Here is an 18,966-nt window from a genome sequence, read left to right as displayed (position 1 = left end):
CAAAAAATTTGATAATTCCATGTCTGGAAATGTAGGAATTGACAGAGTATAATAATAAGGTGAATTTTTAGGCAGTTATGAGAAACAATCCTGCTGGGAGGAACTATGGTTAGAAACGATCTTAGAAATATTGCGATTATCGCCCACGTCGACCACGGCAAGACCACGCTGGTCGACCAGATGCTGAAGCAGGCGGGCGCATTCCGCGAAAACCAGGTGGTCGAGGAGCGCGTTATGGACTCCGGCGATATCGAGCGCGAGCGCGGCATCACCATCCTCGCGAAAAACACCTCGGTACACTATAAGGATGTAAAAATCAACATTGTCGATACCCCGGGGCACGCCGATTTTTCGGGCGAGGTCGAGCGTATCCTCAAGATGGTCGACGGCGTGGTCCTGCTGGTAGACGCGGCGGAAGGCCCCATGCCCCAGACCCGTTTTGTGCTGCAGAAGGCGCTGGAGTTCGGCCACAAGATTATCATTGCGGTCAACAAGATCGACCGCCCGGACGCGCGCCTCAACGAGATCGGCGACGAAGTGCTCGAGCTGCTGCTCAACCTGGACGCGACCGACGAGCAGCTTGACAGCCCGATCGTCTATTGCTCCGGCCGCGCAGGCACCGCTTCCATGTCTCCGAACGTCGAGGGCACCGACCTGACGCCGCTGTTCGAGCAGATCCTCGAGCATATCCCGGCGCCGCAGGTCGATACCGAAGGCCCCGCGCAGATGCTGGTTTCCTCCATCGACTATAACGAGTATGTCGGCCGCATCGGCATCGGCCGCATCGAGCGCGGCTCGATGAAGGTCGGGCAGCAGGTTACCGTGTGCGATTACCACGGCAACACCCAGCCGTACAACGCCAAGCTGGTCACCCTGTACACCATCGAGGAGCTGGGCCGCCAGCCGGTCGACGAGGCGAAGGCGGGCGAGATCGTCTGCTTCTCCGGCATTGAGAACGTCACCATTGGCGAAACGCTGTGCGACCCCGAGCATGTTGAGGCGCTGCCGTTCGTCAAGATTTCAGAGCCTACGGTCGAAATGACCTTCTCGGTTAACGACTCGCCGTTTGCCGGACGCGAAGGCAAGTTCGTCACCTCGCGCCACCTGCGCGAGCGCCTGTTCCGCGAGCTGCTGAAGGACGTATCCCTGCGCGTCAACGAGACCGATACGACGGATTCCTTCCGCGTCTGCGGCCGCGGCGAAATGCACCTTTCCATCCTGATTGAGAACCTGCGCCGCGAGGGCTATGAGTTCCAGGTGGGCGCGCCCAAGGCGCTGTTCCGCGAGATCGACGGGCAGAAGTGCGAGCCGGTTGAGCGTATGATCGCCGACGTGCCGGTCGACGCGGTGGGCGCGGTCATGGAGAAGATGGGTTCCCGCAAGGGCGAACTGGTCTCCATGAACCCGAAGGGCGCCGACCGTATGCGCATGGAGTTCCTGGTCCCGGCGCGCGGCCTGTTCGGCTACCGCACCGAGTTCCTGACCGATACCAAGGGCGAGGGCGTGCTGTCCTCGGTCTTCCACAGCTACCAGCCGTACAAGGGCGAGATTTCCAAGCGCCAGACCGGTTCGCTGATCGCGTTTGAAGCCGGCGAGTCCATTACCTACGGCCTGTATAACGCGCAGGAGCGCGGCACGCTGTTTATCGGCGCGGGCACGCCCGTATACGAGGGCATGGTCATCGGCGAAAACCCGCGCGGCGAGGACATGGCGGTCAACATCTGCAAGAAGAAGCAGCTGACCAATACCCGCGCCTCCGGCTCGGACGACGCGCTGCGCCTGATCCCGCCGCGCCAGATGTCGATTGAGGCCGCGCTGGAGTTCCTCGGCGACGACGAGCTGCTTGAGATCACGCCCAAAAACGTGCGTATCCGCAAGAAGATCCTTTCCAATACCGAGCGCCTGAAGAAGCTGAAAAGCGGCAAGTAACCATCGAATTTGTCAAGGAGTGTGTACGATCATGAAGAAGATTTCCACCCCGCTCGCGCCCGCGGCAATCGGGCCGTATTCCCAGGGCATTGAGGCAAACGGCTTTGTTTTTACGTCGGGGCAGATCCCGATCGACCCTTCGCAGGGCAAAATCGTAGCCGACACCATCGAGGGGCAGGCGGAGCAGGTGATGAAGAACCTGCAGGCCGTGCTGGCCGAGGCCGGCGTAAGCTTTGACCGCGTCGTCAAGACGACCTGCTTCCTGGCCGACCTGAACGACTTTGCGGCGTTTAACGCGGTGTACGGCAAGTATTTCCCGGGCGATGCGCCGGCGCGTTCCTGCTTTGCGGTGGCTGGCCTGCCGATGGGCGCCAAGCTGGAAGTAGAAGTCATTGCGGTAAAGTAAATACACATTTCCGGAGCCGTTTCACAGGGTTCCCGCGATGGCGGGGACCCTGTTTCCCGTCCCGGGTGGAAATGGCGCTGCGGATATGATAAAATAAGGCCGGACAGGAGGTGGCGCGCGTGGGCGAGAGGACGATTTTGCATGTGGATATGAATGCGTTTTACGCCTCGGTCGAAACGCTGAGCCACCCCGAGGCGGCGGGGCGGCCGATGGCGGTGTGCGGGGACGCGGAAAAGCGGCGCGGCGTCATCCTCGCCAAGAACGAGCTGGCAAAGGCCGCCGGCGTCAAAACCGGCGAAGCCGTGTGGCAGGCGCAGAAAAAGTGCCCGAGGCTGCTGCTCCTGCCGCCGCACCATGACGTATACAGGGCTTTTTCCCGCAAAGCCAACGCGATTTACAGCCGCTTCACCGACCGGGTGGAGCCGGTCAGCATCGACGAATCCTTCCTCGACGTGACGGGCAGTATGGCGCTTTACGGCAGCGGCCGTGAGATGGCGGATGCAATCCGCGCCGCCGTAAAAGGGGAACTGGGGCTGACGGTATCAGTCGGGGTGTCGTTTTGCAAGCTGTTTGCCAAAATGGGCAGCGATTACAAGAAACCGGACGCGACGACCGTCATCACGCGCGAAAACTTCCGCGCGCTGCTGTACCCGCTCCCCGTGGGCGACCTGATTTCCGTCGGGCGCGTCACGGCGCGGCGGCTGCAAGAGATCGGCGTGCGCACGATCGGCGACCTTGCGAGGCTGGAAGAGCCGGTGCTGCGCGCGAAATTCGGCAAGCACGGCGCGATGCTGTTCCGTGCGGTGCGCGGGCTGGACGACGGCCCGGTACGTCGGCCGGACGAGCAGGAAAAGGCGAAATCCGTCGGCAACGGCATGACGTTTGCGCACAACCTGACGACTTTGGAGGAGGTGCGTGCGGGCGTCATGCGGCTTTGCGAATCGGTGGGGGCGCGCCTGCGCCGCACCGGGGAAAAGTGCCGCGGCGTGCAGGTCACGATCAAGGACCCCCAATTCCGCGTGATCGACCGCCAGCAGCAGCTCGAACGCCCGACCAACGTGACGCAGGAGATATACCGGGCGGCGCTGCAAATCATCGAACGGAACTGGGCGGTGGGGACGGAAAAGCCGATCCGGCTCATTACGGTCACGGCGATCAACCTGGCCGAAGCGGGGGAGGAGCAGCTTTGCCTGTTTGCGGACCCCAAACGCGAAAAGCTGGAGCAGGTGCGCGACCGCCTGAACGAAAAATTCGGCAAGGGCGCGGTGAAGCCGGCGTCCCTGCTGCAAAACTACGAAATCGAATAAAAAACGCCCCTGTTTATCATACAAAACAGGGGCGTTTACAAATTGCGTGCAATTTCTGCGGGAATCTTGTATAAAATGCCGTTTACTTTGCACCCAGGATAAATTTATACTTTTTTTATAGGAATTTGTATGATAGGAAGGGAACTATGGAACCTGTACTGACTGCCGTCAACCGGAACGAGGTTTTAAAATATTTGCATTACCGGGGCGGCGAAGTGCCGCCGGAGACCGAGGCGCAGCTCCAGGAGGCAATGGATACGGTGCTGCGCACCGCGCGGCCGCGCTACCGTTTCCAGGCGTTCGGGATCGAGCGTGCGGACGGACTGCGGCTCGCGGGCACGTCGTTTACGCTGCCCGGGGAAGAAGTTGCGTCGCTGCTCGGGGAATGTACGCACTGCGTCCTGCTCGCCGCAACGCTGGGCGGGGAGATCGAAAGCCTGCTGCGGCGCGCGCAGCTTACGGATATGGCGCGCGCGGTGATCCTGGACGCATGCGCCAGCTCGGCGATTGAAAACGTGTGCGACAACATCGAAACGGAAATCCTCGCGCAGCATCCCGGGATGCACCTGACCGACCGTTTTTCGCCGGGCTACGGCGACATGCCGATCACGGTGCAGCGCGCCTTTTGCGAAGTGATGGATACCAGCCGCAAAATCGGCCTGACGGTCTCGGCCAGCGGTATCCTGATCCCGCGCAAGTCCGTGACCGCGGTCATTGGGCTGGCGGGCAGGCCGCAGCCCAAGCGCTTTCGCGGCTGCGAGTATTGCAGCCTGTTTGCAACCTGTGCTTTCAGAAAGGATGGAACAACCTGTGGAAAATCATAAAATTACTTTTCTGGACGGCGCCATGGGCACGATGCTGCAAAAAAGCGGCTTAAAGCTCGGCGAGCGCCCAGAACTGCTGTGCCTGACCCATCCGGAGACGGTGGAAAACATCCACCGGATGTACCTGGACGCGGGCAGCGAAATCATCTATGCCAACACCTTCGGGGCGAACGCGCATAAGCTCGACGGCACCGGACATTCGGCCGAAGAGGTCGTGTCCGCCGCGGTGCGTACCGCGAAGCGCGCCTGCGCGGGGCGCGCGGCAAGGGTCGCGCTGGACGTCGGCCCGATCGGCGAACTGCTGGAGCCGGCGGGCACGCTTGCCTTTGAGGAGGCGTATGCGCTGTTCCGGGAGATGCTGGTTGCGGGCGAGCGCGCGGGCGCGGATCTCGTCGTCTTTGAAACCATGACCGACCTTTACGAGGTCAAAGCCGGCGTGCTCGCCGCAAAGGAGCACACCACCCTCCCGGTCTTTGTCACCATGACCTTTGAGCCGAACCACCGCACGTTTACGGGCTGCTGCGTTGCATCCATGGCGGCAGTGCTGGAAGGGCTGGGCGTGGACGCGCTCGGCATCAACTGTTCGCTCGGGCCGGACGAGATTTTCCCGATTGCGAAACAGCTTTCGGAATGCACGAACCTGCCGCTCATCATCAAGGCGAACGCGGGGCTGCCCGACCCGGAAACCGGGCTGTACGATATCAGCCCCGCGGATTTCGCATCGCAGATGGTGCAGTACGCCGCGCTCGGGCTGCGGTATGTCGGTGGGTGCTGCGGCACAACGCCGGATTACATCCGGGAGATCCGCGCGGCGCTTGAAGGCAAGGGGGCGGCCGCGCCCGCCATCGTGCGCAAGACGGTCGTCTGCTCCCCGACGCAGGCAGTCACGGTGGACGGCGTGCGCGTCATCGGCGAGCGCATCAACCCGACCGGCAAAAAGCGGTTCCAGCAGGCGCTGCGCGAGGGGGATCTGGATTATATCCTGTCCCAGGGCGTGCAGCAGGCCGAAGCCGGGGCGCATATCCTGGACGTTAACGTCGGCCTGCCCGGCGTGGATGAGCCGGAGATGATGCGCCGCGTGGTCAAAAGCCTGCAGGGCGTCGTCGACCTGCCGCTGCAGATCGATTCCTCCAACCCGGACGCGATCGAAGCCGGGCTGCGCGCCTACAGCGGCCGCGCAATCGTCAACTCGGTCAATGGCGAGCCTGAGGTTTTGGACAGGATCTTGCCGATCGTCAAAAAATACGGCGCGTGCGTCGTCGGGCTGGCGCTCGACGCGGGCGGCATCCCGGAAACCGCGGAGGCGCGCTTTGCGATTGCGGAGCGCATCCTGCAAGCCGCGCTGGCACACGGCATCCCGCGGGAAAACGTCTTTATCGACTGCCTGACGCTGACGGTATCCGCCCAGCAGGCGGGTGCGCTGGAGACGCTCAAGGCGCTCCGCATGGTGCGAGACCGGCTCGGCCTGCACACCGTGCTCGGCGTGTCCAACATTTCTTTTGGCTTGCCGAACCGCCAACTGATTAACCACAGCTTTTTGACGCTCGCCATGGCGCACGGGCTGGATCTGCCCATCCTGAACCCGAACCTCGACGCGATGATGGACGCGGTTTCGGCCTTCAACGTACTCTATAACGTCGACCGCGACAGCGAGGCCTATATTGCGCGCTTTGCGGAGGCGCCCGCCGCCGCGCCGCAGCCAACTGGCACGGGCGCGGGCGGCATGGATATCGGCTATGCGGTCGCCAAGGGGCTTAAGGAGGACGCGCGCCGCCTGACGCGCGAGCTGCTGAAGGAGCACGATGAGCTGACGATCATCAACACCATGCTGATCCCGGCGCTCGACCGCGTGGGCGACCGCTTTGAGAAGGGCGAAATCTTCCTGCCGCAGCTGATCAACGCCGCGGGCGCTTCCTGCGAGGCGTTCGACGTCATTAAGGACAGCATCCTCCAAAAGGGCGCGCCGTCGGTCTCCAAGGGTAAGATCATTGTGGCCACCGTCAAGGGCGACATCCACGATATCGGCAAAAATATCGTCAAGGTTATCCTGGAGAATTACGGCTACCAGGTAATCGACCTGGGGCGCGACGTGCCGGTACAGGCGGTTGTGGACGCCGCGGTGCAGCAGGATGTACACCTGGTCGGCCTGTCCGCCCTTATGACGACGACGCTGCCCAGCATGGCGGAAACGATCGCCGCGCTGCGCGGAAGCGGGCACCCGTGCACGGTGTTTGTCGGCGGCGCGGTGCTCACGCCGGAGTATGCCGCGGAAATTGGCGCGGACTATTATGCAAAAGACGCAAAACAATCTGTGGACATCGCGAAGAAGGTCCTGGGCTAAGGGGGATACGTATGGGAATCTTGGAAGAAGTCAAACAGGGGCCGCTGCTGTTTGACGGCGGCATGGGCACCTATTTTGCCTCCTTAAACGACGACCCGCTCGTGCGCTGCGAGCTTGCGAACCTGCAAAACCCGGCGCTCATCCGCCGCATCCATGGGGAATACCTCGAGGCCGGGTGCCGCGCGGTCAAAACGAATACCTTTGCCGCGAACACCTTTGCCCTCGGCCTGCCGTTTGAGCGGGTGCAGGAGGTGCTGGAAGCCGGCTGGCGGCTGGCGGAAGGCGCCGCAAAGCCGCACGGCGCATATGTGTTTGCCGATATCGGGCCGATATCGGGCACGCGGGAAGCCGGCATCGCCGAGGAATACCGGCGCATTGCGGATGTGTTCCTGGGGCTGGGCGCACGGCATTTCCTGTTTGAAACGTTTGCGGACGACCGGGAGCTGCCCGGTATCACGCGGTATATCAAGGCGCGGCGCCCGGAAGCGTTCATCCTCGTGTCGTTTGCGGTTTCGCCGGACGGTTTCACCGCGGAAGGCGTGCCCGGCGCGGCGCTGCTGGAACGCGCGCAGCAGGAGGATGCGGTCGATGCGGTGGGGCTCAACTGCATGTCCGGCCCGTATCACCTGCACCGGTACCTTGCGACGCTCGGAGGGTTTACAAAGCCGCTTGCGGTCATGCCCAACGCGGGCTACCCGACGGTCATCGGCAGCCGCACGTTTTTCGGCAACAACGCCGGTTATTTTGCCCGGCAGCTTGCGGAANCGGGGGAGGGCCGCGCGCCCGCCCGGGCGCAGGTCAACCGGTTTGCGGACAAGCTGCGCGCCGGGGAACGGGTGACGGCGGTCGAGCTTGACCCGCCGCTCGACACCGACGCTGGGTTCTTTATGGACGGCGCGCGCCGCCTGAAGGACGCCGGGATCGACCTGCTGACCGTCGCGGACTGCCCGATCGCCCGCGCGCGCATGGACAGCAGCCTGCTGGCCTGCAAGGTAAAACGCGAATTGGGGCTGGATACCATGCCGCATATGACCTGCCGCGACCGCAACCTCAATGCGATCAAGGCGCTGCTGCTCGGCCTTGCGATGGAGCAGGTACATAATGTGCTGATCGTGACCGGCGACCCGATCCCGAGCGCGCGGCGCGACGAGGTCAAGAGCGTGTTTAATTTTAATTCACGCATGCTCGCCAAATTCATCGCGTCGCTCGGGGAGGAGGTTGCGTCCCCCTTCCTGATCTGCGGCGCGCTCAATGTCAATGCGGTCAATTTTGACGTGCAGCTCCGCCTGGCGCAGGAAAAGGTGCAAAACGGGGTGCAAGCGTTCCTGACGCAGCCCGTGTTGAGCGGGACGGCGCTGGAAAACCTCCAAAAGGCGCATGAGACGCTGGACGCAAAAATCCTGGCGGGCGTGATCCCGGTCGTCAGCTACCGCAACGCCTGCTTTATGAACAGCGAGATCCCCGGCATTACGGTTGCGGACGAACTGGCTGCGCTTTACGAGGGCAAGGACAGGGAGGCGTGCGGTGCGTTGGCGGTGCGCACCTCGGTAGAGATTGCGCGCCAGGTGGCGCCCTATTCCGACGGCTGGTATTTCATGACGCCGTTCAAGCGGGTCGATTTGATCGAACAGATTTTACAGGCGCTCCCGCAAAAGTGAAATAAACTATAAAGGCAAAGCCCATGGGAAGCTTCCCGTGGGCTTCTTTTTTATGCTTGATTGTGAAAAAATAAACATTGAAATGCGCAAAAACGGTCAGGGCGACGGGTGCGAATAAAACACCGCGTTTTCGGATAAACTGACGGAAACAACTGGAAGGGCTGGGGCTGAATTGTGGAGTCTACCACTGGAATTTTCCGAATTGGGGCGAAGCGCCAATTTCGGACAGCGACACGTGTGCGGATGAAAATGACCACAAAAGAACAGTTTTTGCTATATTTGCTGAAAAAGTTGCGATTGTTAGGTATTTAACGATATTGACACAAAATAGACAATCAAAAAGTTTTAAATATCCTGTTGATTTCTTTAGGGATAAGTGCTAGAGTAATAAATAAATCACAAGAGTTAACCAAAAAGTATCCAAGATTTGCACGAAGAGGAGGAGCACCATTATGAGTAAAGTTAAAGTGGGTGTAGCAGGTTACGGGGTTATCGGCCTCCGTTTGGCCACAGGTGTGGCGCTGCAGGAGGATATGGAGCTGGTCGGCGTTGCCGACGTTGCGCCCACCCTTGCGGTGCGCGGCCTGGTGGAATCCGGCATGCCCTATCATTTTTATAACGCCCTCCCGTCGGGGGAGGACAAGCTGAGGGAAGCCGGCGTGCCGATCTCGGGTACGATGGAAGACCTGGTAGAGCAGTGCGACATCATGCTCGACGCGACCTCCGCGGGCATTGGCGCAAAAAATAAAGAGCTTTACAAGCGTATGGGCAAAAAGGCCATCTTCCAGGGCGGCGAAAAGAACGACGTTGCGGACGTATTCTTCCACGGCTATGCCAACTACGAGCGGGGGCTGGGGCAGCAGTTCCTCAAGCTGACGAGCTGCAACACGACTGGCCTGATCCGCGCTGTCGATATGCTGGACCGCGCGGTCGGCGTGGAACGGGTGGCGGTTACCATTATCCGCCGCGTTGCCGACCCCGGCGATTACCACCGCGGCCTGACAAACGCGCTCCAGATGGAGTACGCGCCCAGCCACCAGGCGCTCGACCTGATGCGCATCATGCCGCACGTAGACGCGACCGGCATCCTGGTGCATGCGCCGGTGACGCATGGCCATATCATTACGGTGCTGGCAACGACGAAAAAAAGCATTGATAAGCCCGGCCTACTGTCTCTTGCGGCGCAGCATCCGCGTATCCGCACGGTCAAGATCGCGGACGGCTTCCTCGGCAATGCGTCCCTGTTCCGTTATGCGCGCGACATGGGCAAGTTCCGCGGCGACAATTACGAGATCGCGATGTGGGACGAATCGATCGTAATGTCCGGCAACCAGATCATGTTTGCCATCAACATCCCGCAGGAATCCGTCGTCATCCCGGAGAACATGGACGGTATCCGCGCGGCGATGGAGATGCAGATGACCCGCGAAGAGGGCACGGCGATGACCAACCGCTTCCTGGGCATCAAGTAAGCGGCGGGGGTGCCGAATGAAAAAGTTTGGAATCTACACGCTGGACGCGCTGGATGTCACAGGCAAGACCGTGCTGGTGCGCGTCGATATCAACGAGCCGATCGACCGTGAAAAAGACGCGGTGACCGACGATACCCGCATCCGCGGCTGCGTGCCGACCCTGCGGGAGCTGCGCGACCGCGGCGCAAAGGTCGTCGTCCTGGCGCACCAGGGCAGCGATATCGAATATAAGAACTTCTACACGCTGCGGCCGCACGTCAAGGTGCTTTCGGCGCTGCTGGGGAGCGAGGTGCGTTTTATTTCGGACGTCTGCGGCCCCGCGGCGCAAAGCGCCATCCGGGGGCTGCAAAACGGGGAAGTGCTCCTGCTCGACAATGTGCGTTTTATGTCGGAGGAACAGACGCTTTTTGAGCGCTCGCTCAAACTCACGCACGCGCAGCAGGCGCAGACGCTGGTCGTCCGCACGCTCGCGCCGCTCGCGGATTGCTTCGTCTGCGACGCTTTTGCCGCGGCGCACCGCGACCAGCCTACGCTGTGCGGCTTTGAACAGCTGTTGCCGTCCGCTATGGGGCGCCTGTTTGAAAAGGAGTACAGCGTCATCTCGTCGCTGATGGAAGCGCCGGCACGCCCGTGCGTCTTTGTGCTCGGCGGCGCCAAAATCGCCGACGCGTTCATGATGATGGAAACCGTGCTCGGCCGCGGCATTGCCGACAAGGTACTGACCGGCGGCCTGGTGGCGAACATCCTGCTCGCAGCCGGCGGCGTCGACATCGGCGCCGCGTCGCGCGGCTTTATTGAAAAGCAAGGCTATGCGTCCTTCCTGGAAAGCGCGAAGCCAATCCTGGAAAAATACCGCAACCAGATTGTACTGCCGGTCGATTTGGCGTATACTGTGGATGGGAAGCGTGCCGAAGCGCCGTGCACGGCGTTGCCGGGCGGCCAAATGCTGGTCGATATTGGCCGCGGGACGGCGGCGCAGTATGCGGATATCATCATGGGGGCGAAAACGGCTTTCGTGAACGGCCCGATGGGTATTTTTGAAAAGCCGGAGACCGAATTCGGCACAAAGGCCATTTGGCAGGCGCTGGCAGATACCGACGGGTATACCGTGGTCGGCGGCGGCGACAGCGTCACCGCGACGAACAAATACGGCCTTGCGGACAAGATGGGCTATATCTGTACGGGCGGCGGCGCGCTGATCCGCTTCCTGACCGGGGAAGAGCTGCCGGTCGTGCGCGCGCTGCGCCACGCGGCGCAGGCGTTCCCGCTGGACTGAAACGACGAAAGGTATGAAAAGGGTATGAAGACGTATAAAATTGCAGTTATCGCAGGCGATGGCGTAGGCCCAGAGGTGCTGGCCGAAGGGATTAAGGTGCTGGACAAGGTGGCCGAGCTGGACGGCTCCTTCCGCTTTGAATTTACACATTTCCCGTGGGGCTGCGAATATTACCTCAAGACCGGGAAAATGATGGATGACGACGGGATCGAAAAGCTGAAGCAGTTCGACGCGATCTATCTCGGCGCGGTCGGCGCGCCCGGCGTGCCCGACCATATCTCCCTGTGGGACTTGTTGCTGCGCATCCGCCACGACTTTGACGAGTATGTCAACGTGCGCCCCGTCAAGCTGCTGGACGGCGCGCCCTGCCCGCTGGCCGGCTGCAAGAAGGGCGATATCGATATGATCGTCATCCGCGAAAACAGCGAGGGCGAATATGCAGGCGCGGGCGACTGGCTCTTCAAGGGGCAGCCGAACGAGGTCGTGCTGCAAACCGGCGTGTTCTCCCGCAAGGGCACGGAGCGCATTATCCGTTATGCCTATGAGCTTGCGCGCAAGGAGCGCAAGACGCTGACCAGCATCAGCAAGGGCAACGCCCTCAATTACTCCATGGTCTTCTGGGACGAGGTGTTTGCGGAGGTCGGCAAGGAATACCCGGATGTCGAGACATATTCCCTGCTGGTGGACGCGGCAAGCATGTTCTTCGTCAAGGACCCGCAGCGTTTCCAGGTCGTTGTCACGTCCAACCTTTTCGGCGACATCATCACCGACCTGGGCGCCGCGATTTCGGGCGGCATGGGCCTTGCGGCGGGCGCGAACCTCAACCCCGAGCGCACGTTCCCGTCCATGTTTGAGCCGATCCACGGTTCCGCGCCGGATATTGCCGGCAAGAAGATTTCCAACCCGCTTGCCTCCGTCTGGTCGGCAAGCCAGATGCTCGATTTCTTCGGCCATGAGGCCTGGGGCGCAAAGCTGATCGGCGTGATCGAGCAGGTCATGGTCGAAGCCAAGGCGCTCACGCCGGACATGGGCGGCACCGCGCATACGGATGAGGTCGGCGACGAAGTGGTGCGCGTCCTCTGCCGGAACTGCGGAAAGTAAAGATCGGGGTGGCAACGCCTTTTTAACGGGCAAGACCCGGCACAATTGTGCCGGGTCTTGCCATATCCCTTGACGGGATATAAAATAAGGGGTATGCTAAAGACAACAATATCCCCCTGGGGGGGATGAGGAGGGACAAGATGGAACACCATGAGCATCACCACGCGCACCCCAATAAACAGGCCGTACTCAACCGGATGGCGCGCGTAATCGGACATATGGAAGCGGTCAAGCGGATGGTCGAGGACGACCGGGACTGCAGCGAGGTGCTGGTGCAGATCGCTGCGGTGCGCGCCGCGGTCAACAGCGTCGGGAAAATTATCCTGCAGGACCACATCAACCACTGCATCGTACATGCGGTCGAGTCCGGCGACCAGAAGATGCTGGACGACCTGACGTCGGCGATCGAACAATTTGTAAAATAGGAAAAGCGGGCGATAGCGTGAAAAAGGATGTGGGACGGGCGATCCTGGCGGCGGCGCTCTATGCGGTCAGCACGCCCTTTTCCAAGGTGCTGCTGGCGGATGTGCCGCCAATGATGATGGCGGCGCTCCTGTACCTCGGCGCGGGCGGCGGGATGCTGCTTTTCGGCGTGATACGCGGCAAGGCGGGACGCGGCGGCAAAGAAGGCCGCTTGACGCGCAGGGAGCTGCCCTATACCGTCGGCATGGTCGCGCTTGATATTGCCGCGCCCATTTTCCTGATGCTCGGCCTGTCCATGACCACGGCGGCTAACGCTTCGCTGCTCAATAATTTTGAGATCGTCGCGACCACCGCGGTCGCGCTGGCGGTTTTTCACGAACCGGTCAGCGGGAGGCTGTGGGCGGGCGTCGCCTGCATTACTTTTTCATGCATGCTGCTGTCCGTGGAAGACGCGGCCAGCTTTGCCTTTTCGCCGGGCTCCCTGTTCGTGCTCCTTGCCTGTGTCTGCTGGGGCTTTGAAAACAACTGCACGCGCAAGCTGTCCGAAAAGGATCCGCTTCAGGTCGTCGTGGTCAAGGGCTTTGGTTCGGGCGCCGGTTCGCTCGCCATTGCGTTAGCGGCCGGGGAGCGGCTGGCGGCGCTGCGGCTGACCCTGGCCGCGCTTGTGCTGGGGTTTGTCGCCTACGGGCTGAGTATCTTCTTTTATGTCGCGGCGCAGCGTGGGCTGGGCGCGGCCAGGACGAGCGCATATTACGCCGTATCGCCGTTCATCGGCGCGGCGGTTTCCTTCCTGGTGTTCCGGCAGCGGCCAAGCCCCCTTTTCCTGGCGGCGCTTGCCGTCATGGCGGCCGGCGCGGTGCTGGCCACGGAACCCCGGCGCGAAAGCGGGGCATAAGGCAAAAAGTACCGGCCGGACGTTTCTTCGTCCGGCCGGTTTCACTACATGCCCGGGGCCTGCCTTTGCTTGTATTGGTTTGTATATCGGGAGAAAAATGTGATACGGCCTTCTTGATCCATGAGAAGGCGCGGGGAATATGGTTGTGATAAAGAGAAGTTAAGTGATACGCAAGGGAAGACTGGTTTTAATCGGCAGGAGCATGATAGCTTCGGGGATTAGGGGTTGGCAAAGCCTGCGCCGAATGCGCGGCACTGTGCCAGCGCGGCTTCGTCCGGGGTTTCGTGGACGATAAGCCCTTCGCCGTGATAAAGGCGCGCGCCGGCCGCTTCGGTACGTTCCTGCCAGTCGCGCATCCACTGTCCGTCACCCCAGCCGTAGGAGCCGAACAACGCGACGGGCTTGCCGGTCAGCTTGCGCTCCAGTTCGGTGAAAAACGGCTCAAACTCGGCCTCTTCAAGCACTTCCGCGCCCATAGCCGGGCAGCCCAGCGCGAGGGAGTCAAACATGGCGGCCTTGGCGGCGTCGATTTCAGAAACATGCAGAAGGGAAACGTCCGCGCCGGCGTCCCGGGCGCCGCCGGCAATTGCGCCGGCCATCGCCTCGGTGTTGCCGCCCTGGGACCAGTAGATTACAGCCATCTTACTCATAATATTCGTACCTCCAAATGAATTTAAATTGGTTCAATATCACGCTGCACGGAGCAGCTGTGTGATGGACATGCCTTGCGCCAGCTTGCCGGCAAAGCATGCGCGGCAATGGTCGTATTGGGCAAAACAGCGCTTGGCGCGTTCCACGTCGGAATAAACCTTCCAGTAGCCGCAAAGCTTGAAGTTTTGCCCCTTGTGCCGCTGGAAACCGCGCACATCTTCGAGCGGGTAGCCGAGGAAAACGCCGATTTCGTGCGGGAAATCCGCATTCTGTGCGATCCGCCGTTTGAGTCGCGCCAGCATTTCGGCAAGCGCCCCGCCAGCCGGGTAGCCGGCGGCCTGCAACAGTGCCGCGGCAGCCGGCTCCGCAAGGCGGCGGCGCAGCATATCCTCGCGGTATACCAGCAGCAGGCTGCTGTGCGCGCAGCGGCAGACCACTTCAAAGCGCAGCCCTTGGGCGCGCAGCGCGGCGGTATACTGCGCGGCAAGCGCGCCAAGGTTTGGGTATTCCGCCTTTTCGCAAGCCATCAGGCTCGCAGGCTTGAGCCCCGCAAGCGTTGGGGCGCAATAGTTAACAAGTGCGTTTTCAAAATAAGAAGGCACAGGTGTCACCTCGGAATCATAGTTGGTTAGCGTATGCTAACCGGACGGGCGAAAGAAAAGCCTTGCGGCTTTTGGATTGGTTAGCTACTGCTAACTTGTGCTTATAATACCATGCCGCCGCCGAAGCGTCAAGCCTTTTCTGAAAAAAATTTACCCAGGGGCAACAGGCCGGTTGCGGGGAAACATAAAACGTGATACCCTAATTTTACATAACAGCGATTACAGCCGGTTGGTCTGGCTGGGAGGAGGGCATATGCGCGGGTTGGGCACGGATATCATCGAAATCAGCCGGATTGCAGAGGCGATCCGGAAGGCGCGTTTTGTGCAGCGCGTTTACACGGAGGACGAGCAGGCGTACCTGCGGGATGCGGGGGATCTGGCGGCGCAGAGCGCGGCAGGCCTGTTCTGCGCGAAGGAAGCGGTCGCCAAGGCGCTGGGCACGGGATTGGCGCAGGGGGTGGCGTTTACCGATATCGAGATTTTGCATACGGCGGCCGGCGCGCCGCAGGCGCATGTACGTGGGCGCGAAGGGCTGCAAATCCTGGTTTCCATTTCGCATTGCAGGGATTACGCCACGGCGACGGCGCTGATCCAGGAGGGCGGCCATGCATGAGACCCTGATCGACCAGCGGTATCTGGACGCCGTGATCCCGCCGCGCAAGTCGGAAACGCATAAGGACCATTATGGCCGTGTGCTCGCGGTATGCGGCAGCCGGGGCTATACCGGCGCGGCCTTTTTCGCCGCGCAGGCTGCGGTAAGGACGGGGAGCGGCGTGGTGACGCTGTGCACGCCTGAGGCGGTCTATCCGGTCCTCGCGGCAAAGCTGAACGAACCGGTCGTCTATCCCGTGGCGTGCGGCGGCGAAGGGCGGATCAACGCGGAAGGCGCGCGCCAAGCGCTGGCGTATGCGGGCAAGGCCAAGGCGATCCTGGTCGGCTGCGGCCTCGGGCGCGGGGCGGGGACGGCGGACGCGGTCGCCCTGCTGATCCAGGGCGCGAAGTGCCCGGTAATCGTCGATGCGGACGGCATAAACGCCCTTGCCGGACATATAGATGTATTGCGCAGCACCAGCGCACCGGTCATCCTGACGCCGCACGCGGGCGAGTTTTCCCGGCTGTGCGGGCAGGCGGACGCGGGGGAACGGGAAGCCCGCCGGTTCGCAGGGCAGACCGGCGCGGTCGTCCTGCTGAAAAGCCACCGCNCTGTTTGCGGCGCTGGCAGGCTGCGGCGCAGGCGGCGGGGGCGCGTCCGGCGAGGAAGCGGCGCGGGCGTATTACGACGGGCTGCAGGCGGCGGAATTCCATGTCAAAATTCTTTCTGATTTGGGACAATCAACACTGGAATATGAGGCCGATTATGAGTATAATAAAACAAGCAGCGACCGCCTGACGCTGACCGCCCCTGAGGATTTGAGCGGCGTCAGCGAAACGATATCGGGCGACAACCGGCTGCAAATGACCCTGGAATACGACGGCACGGCGCTGGATGCGCCCGCGCCTGAGACCCCGGGCTTTTCCCCGGCGGATGCGGTGCCGTACCTGCTTTACGACCTGCGGGCTTCCAGCCCGGACGAGGTTTGGGGCGAACAGGTAAACGGCGAGCCCGCGACGGTGCTGCGCTATGTGCGCGAGGGCACGGAAAAGCAGGTCTGGCTTGCGGAAAAGACATGGGCGCCGGTGTGCGCCGAGCTGTATATCGACGGGCAGCGGGTTTTGCGCTGCGTTTTCAGCGGGTTCCAGGGGCAATCATGACGGATTCCATCGGTGGGGAGAATATGAAGAAAAACACACACCGCGCGTGGGCGGAGATTGATTTAAATACAATAGAGCGGAATTTTCAAAACATCCAGAGGCAGGTCGGCGATTGCGGCGTGCTGTGCGTCATTAAGGCGAACGCCTACGGTCACGGCAGCGTGCCCGTGGCTAAGCGGCTGCAAAAGGCGGGCGCGGCGTATTTCGGCGTGGCCACAGTACCCGAAGCCGTCGAGCTGCGCGAGCAGGGCGTGACGCTGCCGATCCTGATCCTCGGCTACGTGGACGAAGCGGACGCCGCCCTGGTCGCGCGGTACCGCATCACCGCGGCGGTGTACGACTTTGAGACGGCGGAAATGCTGTCCGCCGCCGCCATGGAGGAGGGCGAGGAAATCCGTGTCCATTTCAAGCTGGACACGGGCATGTCCCGCCTTGGTTTCCCGGCGCACCACCTGGAGGAGACGGCGGGCGAAATCCTGCGCATCTCTAAGCTACCGGGCTTGCGGCCGGATGGGATATTCACGCACTTCGCCGTCTCCGACGAGGTGGACGGCGCGGCGTTTACCGCTATGCAGCAGGCGCGGTTTGAGGCGGTCTGCGAGATGCTGGAGGCGCGAGGCCTGCACCTTGCGGTGCGCCACTGCGCCAACAGCGGCGCGGTGCTGCAGCATCCCGGCAGCTATATGAACATGGTGCGCGCCGGGATTATTTTGTATGGGTATTACCCGGACAGGGCGATCCCGCGCACGCTTGGCCTGCGCCCGGCGATGACGCTCAAGGCGCGCATCGTGCAGGTGCACACGGTGGATGCGGGCAGTACGGTCAGTTATGGCCGCACGTACGAGGCCGCGCGGGACACGCGCCTGGCGGTACTGTCCATCGGCTATGCGGACGGGTACCTGCGCGGCCGTCCGGGACATGCCAGCGTGCTGCTCGGCGGGCGGGTGGTGCCGGTCGTCGGCCGTATCTGCATGGATATGTGTATGGCGGAATTGCCGGACGGCCTTGCGGTGCGCCGCGGCGACGAAGCCATCATTTTCGGGCCGGAGGGCGTCACGGCGGAAGACGTGGCCGAATCGGTCGACACGATTACCTATGAGGTGCTGTGCGCGGTGTCGAGCCGCGTGCCGCGTATTTATATCGGTTGAAACAAATGCCCCCGTTTTGACATAGGATAAACAGGGGACGCGGAAAGCGTCCCGCCGTTTGGCAAAAAAATTTGCCGATCCGGATTATAATCGCCGGCTTTGTGGGAAAAATAAGGTTGCGGTACAAAATATGCCGCAAATAACTTTTCCATCGGAGTGAGAAACTGTGGATCACAATGTTAAACGGGGAGAGATTTACTATGCCGATTTAAGCCCGGTTGTCGGCAGTGAGCAGGGCGGCGTGCGTCCCGTACTTATCGTGCAGAATAATGTCGGGAACCGCCACAGTCCGACCGTGATCGCCGCGGCGATCACCTCCCAGATCAACAAGGCAAAAATGCCGACGCATATCGAACTGGGCGCGCGGAGCTTCGGCCTGACCAAAGACTCCGTCATATTAATGGAGCAAATCCGTACACTGGACAAAAAACGCCTGCGTGAACGCATGGGATGCCTGGATGAGAACCATATGAACCAGGTCGACGAGGCGCTTGCGGTAAGCTTCGGACTGGAACAGCCGATGCAATAGGGGAGCATTTGAGGAGCAAAAGAGCGGTGAACAAACGCAAGTTTATCATCTCAACGGGCGCATTCCTGATGTTGGTGATGCTGGCCACCGGTTATGCGGCGGCGGATGCGGTTTACCATGCGCAGGAGCCGCCGCGCATTACAGAAGAATACCGCATGAAGGTGCTCATGCCCAAAACGCCGGAAACGGTTGCCGCGGGCGCCGGGCAACAGCCTGGGGCGGAAACGCCTTAAGTCATAATAAGACCCGTATAAGCGTATCCTTAAGTAAGGATACGCTTATTTTTTGTGGTTTGGAGGCATGCGGCATGGAATTTACGGTGCGCCGGAAAGGGGAGGCGGTCGGTACGGTCGCAGTTACGGAAAATGCGCGCGCCGTGACGTTTGAGGTGCGCTGCCCCAAATATTATACGCTTGAAGTGCTGCGCTGCTATGGGGTGGCAGTCGGGGCGGCGCCCCCTTTGCTGCTCGGCGTGCTCGAGCCGGAGGGCGGCGGCCTGTACCTGCGCCGCACGCTGACCCGGCAAAGCCTGGCACAGGCCGGCTTTGGGGCGGCGCTCCCGCAGTCGTATGAACTGGCCGGCGCAAACGACACGGTGGAAACGCCGCCGGAGCCGAGGCGGCGGGAGCAGGAATGCCCGCCGCCCGCCCCG

20 protein-coding genes are annotated in these 18,966 nt (G+C 61.5%); 18 read left to right on the top strand and 2 right to left on the bottom strand.

The window, feature by feature from the left end:
- Nucleotides 1–105: 105 nt before the first annotated feature.
- From typA to CZ203_RS01615, 11 genes are all read left to right on the top strand, one after another.
- Complete coding sequence (gene typA / locus CZ203_RS01665) at nt 106–1,929, top strand: translational GTPase TypA (protein ID WP_087064350.1); 1,824 nt, start codon at nt 106–108, stop codon at nt 1,927–1,929.
- A 31-nt stretch (nt 1,930–1,960) separates the two neighbouring features.
- Entirely contained in the window at nt 1,961–2,335 is a 375-nt protein-coding gene (locus CZ203_RS01660; protein WP_087064349.1) for a RidA family protein, read from the top strand.
- Nucleotides 2,336–2,454: 119 nt separating this feature from the next.
- Nucleotides 2,455–3,642 carry a DNA polymerase IV gene (dinB, locus tag CZ203_RS01655; protein WP_268875360.1) on the top strand — a complete coding sequence of 396 codons (1,188 nt, stop codon included), beginning with the start codon at nt 2,455–2,457 and terminating at the stop codon, nt 3,640–3,642.
- Between the two features lie 146 nt (nt 3,643–3,788).
- Entirely contained in the window at nt 3,789–4,466 is a 678-nt protein-coding gene (locus tag CZ203_RS01650; protein WP_087064348.1) for a hypothetical protein, read from the top strand.
- A complete protein-coding gene (locus tag CZ203_RS01645) occupies nt 4,441–6,807 on the top strand; it encodes a homocysteine S-methyltransferase family protein (RefSeq protein WP_087064347.1) in 2,367 nt (788 codons plus the stop codon). Before CZ203_RS01650 ends, CZ203_RS01645 begins: the two co-directional genes overlap by 26 nt.
- Before the next feature lie 11 nt (nt 6,808–6,818).
- Nucleotides 6,819–8,465 (top strand): homocysteine S-methyltransferase family protein, encoded by a 1,647-nt coding sequence (locus tag CZ203_RS01640; RefSeq protein WP_087064346.1) that lies wholly within the window; start codon nt 6,819–6,821, stop codon nt 8,463–8,465.
- Between the two features lie 452 nt (nt 8,466–8,917).
- Nucleotides 8,918–9,937, top strand: coding sequence for a type II glyceraldehyde-3-phosphate dehydrogenase (locus CZ203_RS01635; RefSeq protein ID WP_087064345.1), 1,020 nt, complete (start codon nt 8,918–8,920; stop codon nt 9,935–9,937).
- Between the two features lie 16 nt (nt 9,938–9,953).
- A complete protein-coding gene (locus CZ203_RS01630) occupies nt 9,954–11,213 on the top strand; it encodes a phosphoglycerate kinase (RefSeq protein WP_087064344.1) in 1,260 nt (419 codons plus the stop codon).
- 24 nt (nt 11,214–11,237) lie between these two features.
- Nucleotides 11,238–12,314: a tartrate dehydrogenase gene (locus CZ203_RS01625; protein ID WP_087064343.1), complete on the top strand. Its 1,077-nt coding sequence runs from the start codon at nt 11,238–11,240 to the stop codon at nt 12,312–12,314.
- Nucleotides 12,315–12,454: 140 nt separating this feature from the next.
- On the top strand, nt 12,455–12,739 hold the full coding sequence (locus tag CZ203_RS01620) for a metal-sensing transcriptional repressor (RefSeq protein WP_235847435.1): 285 nt from the start codon (nt 12,455–12,457) through the stop codon (nt 12,737–12,739).
- A 17-nt stretch (nt 12,740–12,756) separates the two neighbouring features.
- Nucleotides 12,757–13,632: a DMT family transporter gene (locus CZ203_RS01615; protein ID WP_235847434.1), complete on the top strand. Its 876-nt coding sequence runs from the start codon at nt 12,757–12,759 to the stop codon at nt 13,630–13,632.
- Nucleotides 13,633–13,850: 218 nt separating this feature from the next.
- Here the strand turns inward: CZ203_RS01615 and CZ203_RS01610 are convergent, their stop codons facing one another.
- A complete protein-coding gene (locus tag CZ203_RS01610; protein WP_087064340.1) occupies nt 13,851–14,282 on the bottom strand; it encodes a flavodoxin in 432 nt (143 codons plus the stop codon).
- 39 nt (nt 14,283–14,321) lie between these two features.
- Nucleotides 14,322–14,885 (bottom strand): DUF3793 family protein, encoded by a 564-nt coding sequence (locus CZ203_RS01605; protein WP_087064339.1) that lies wholly within the window; start codon nt 14,883–14,885, stop codon nt 14,322–14,324.
- Between the two features lie 253 nt (nt 14,886–15,138).
- Here CZ203_RS01605 and acpS point away from each other — a divergent pair, with 253 nt between their 5' ends.
- From acpS to CZ203_RS14425, 7 genes are all read left to right on the top strand, one after another.
- Complete coding sequence (gene acpS, locus CZ203_RS01600; protein ID WP_087064338.1) at nt 15,139–15,498, top strand: holo-ACP synthase; 360 nt, start codon at nt 15,139–15,141, stop codon at nt 15,496–15,498.
- Complete coding sequence (locus CZ203_RS01595; protein WP_087064337.1) at nt 15,491–16,207, top strand: NAD(P)H-hydrate dehydratase; 717 nt, start codon at nt 15,491–15,493, stop codon at nt 16,205–16,207. Before acpS ends, CZ203_RS01595 begins: the two co-directional genes overlap by 8 nt.
- Nucleotide 16,208: 1 nt before the next feature.
- Nucleotides 16,209–16,637 carry a hypothetical protein gene (locus CZ203_RS01590; RefSeq protein WP_087064336.1) on the top strand — a complete coding sequence of 143 codons (429 nt, stop codon included), beginning with the start codon at nt 16,209–16,211 and terminating at the stop codon, nt 16,635–16,637.
- Between the two features lie 23 nt (nt 16,638–16,660).
- Complete coding sequence (gene alr, locus CZ203_RS01585; protein WP_159456309.1) at nt 16,661–17,785, top strand: alanine racemase; 1,125 nt, start codon at nt 16,661–16,663, stop codon at nt 17,783–17,785.
- 166 nt (nt 17,786–17,951) lie between these two features.
- Complete coding sequence (locus CZ203_RS01580) at nt 17,952–18,314, top strand: type II toxin-antitoxin system PemK/MazF family toxin (protein ID WP_087064334.1); 363 nt, start codon at nt 17,952–17,954, stop codon at nt 18,312–18,314.
- 26 nt (nt 18,315–18,340) lie between these two features.
- Nucleotides 18,341–18,547, top strand: a complete 207-nt coding sequence (locus CZ203_RS01575; RefSeq protein WP_087064333.1) for a hypothetical protein — start codon at nt 18,341–18,343, stop codon at nt 18,545–18,547.
- A 74-nt stretch (nt 18,548–18,621) separates the two neighbouring features.
- The coding region (locus CZ203_RS14425) for a hypothetical protein (protein WP_159456308.1) at nt 18,622–18,966 on the top strand (345 nt) is incomplete at its 3' end.

The sequence above is a fragment of the Intestinibacillus massiliensis genome (assembly GCF_900155735.1).
GTDB classification, from domain to species: Bacteria; Bacillota; Clostridia; order Oscillospirales; family Butyricicoccaceae; genus Intestinibacillus; species Intestinibacillus massiliensis.
Note: the sequence above shows the minus strand (reverse complement) of the source record. Positions and strands in the feature narration are given on the sequence as shown.

Excerpts from the sequence above, each read along its gene's own strand:
- typA (WP_087064350.1), top strand. The coding sequence starts at position 106 with ATGGTTAGAAACGATCTTAGAAATATTGCGATTATCGCCCACGTCGAC.
- CZ203_RS01660 (WP_087064349.1), top strand. The coding sequence starts at position 1,961 with ATGAAGAAGATTTCCACCCCGCTCGCGCCCGCGGCAATCGGGCCGTAT.
- CZ203_RS01650 (WP_087064348.1), top strand. The coding sequence starts at position 3,789 with ATGGAACCTGTACTGACTGCCGTCAACCGGAACGAGGTTTTAAAATAT.
- CZ203_RS01645 (WP_087064347.1), top strand. The coding sequence starts at position 4,441 with ATGGAACAACCTGTGGAAAATCATAAAATTACTTTTCTGGACGGCGCC.
- CZ203_RS01635 (WP_087064345.1), top strand. The coding sequence starts at position 8,918 with ATGAGTAAAGTTAAAGTGGGTGTAGCAGGTTACGGGGTTATCGGCCTC.
- CZ203_RS01630 (WP_087064344.1), top strand. The coding sequence starts at position 9,954 with ATGAAAAAGTTTGGAATCTACACGCTGGACGCGCTGGATGTCACAGGC.
- CZ203_RS01625 (WP_087064343.1), top strand. The coding sequence starts at position 11,238 with ATGAAGACGTATAAAATTGCAGTTATCGCAGGCGATGGCGTAGGCCCA.
- CZ203_RS01620 (WP_235847435.1), top strand. The coding sequence starts at position 12,455 with ATGGAACACCATGAGCATCACCACGCGCACCCCAATAAACAGGCCGTA.
- CZ203_RS01610 (WP_087064340.1), bottom strand. The coding sequence starts at position 14,282 with ATGAGTAAGATGGCTGTAATCTACTGGTCCCAGGGCGGCAACACCGAG.
- acpS (WP_087064338.1), top strand. The coding sequence starts at position 15,139 with ATGCGCGGGTTGGGCACGGATATCATCGAAATCAGCCGGATTGCAGAG.
- alr (WP_159456309.1), top strand. The coding sequence starts at position 16,661 with ATGAAGAAAAACACACACCGCGCGTGGGCGGAGATTGATTTAAATACA.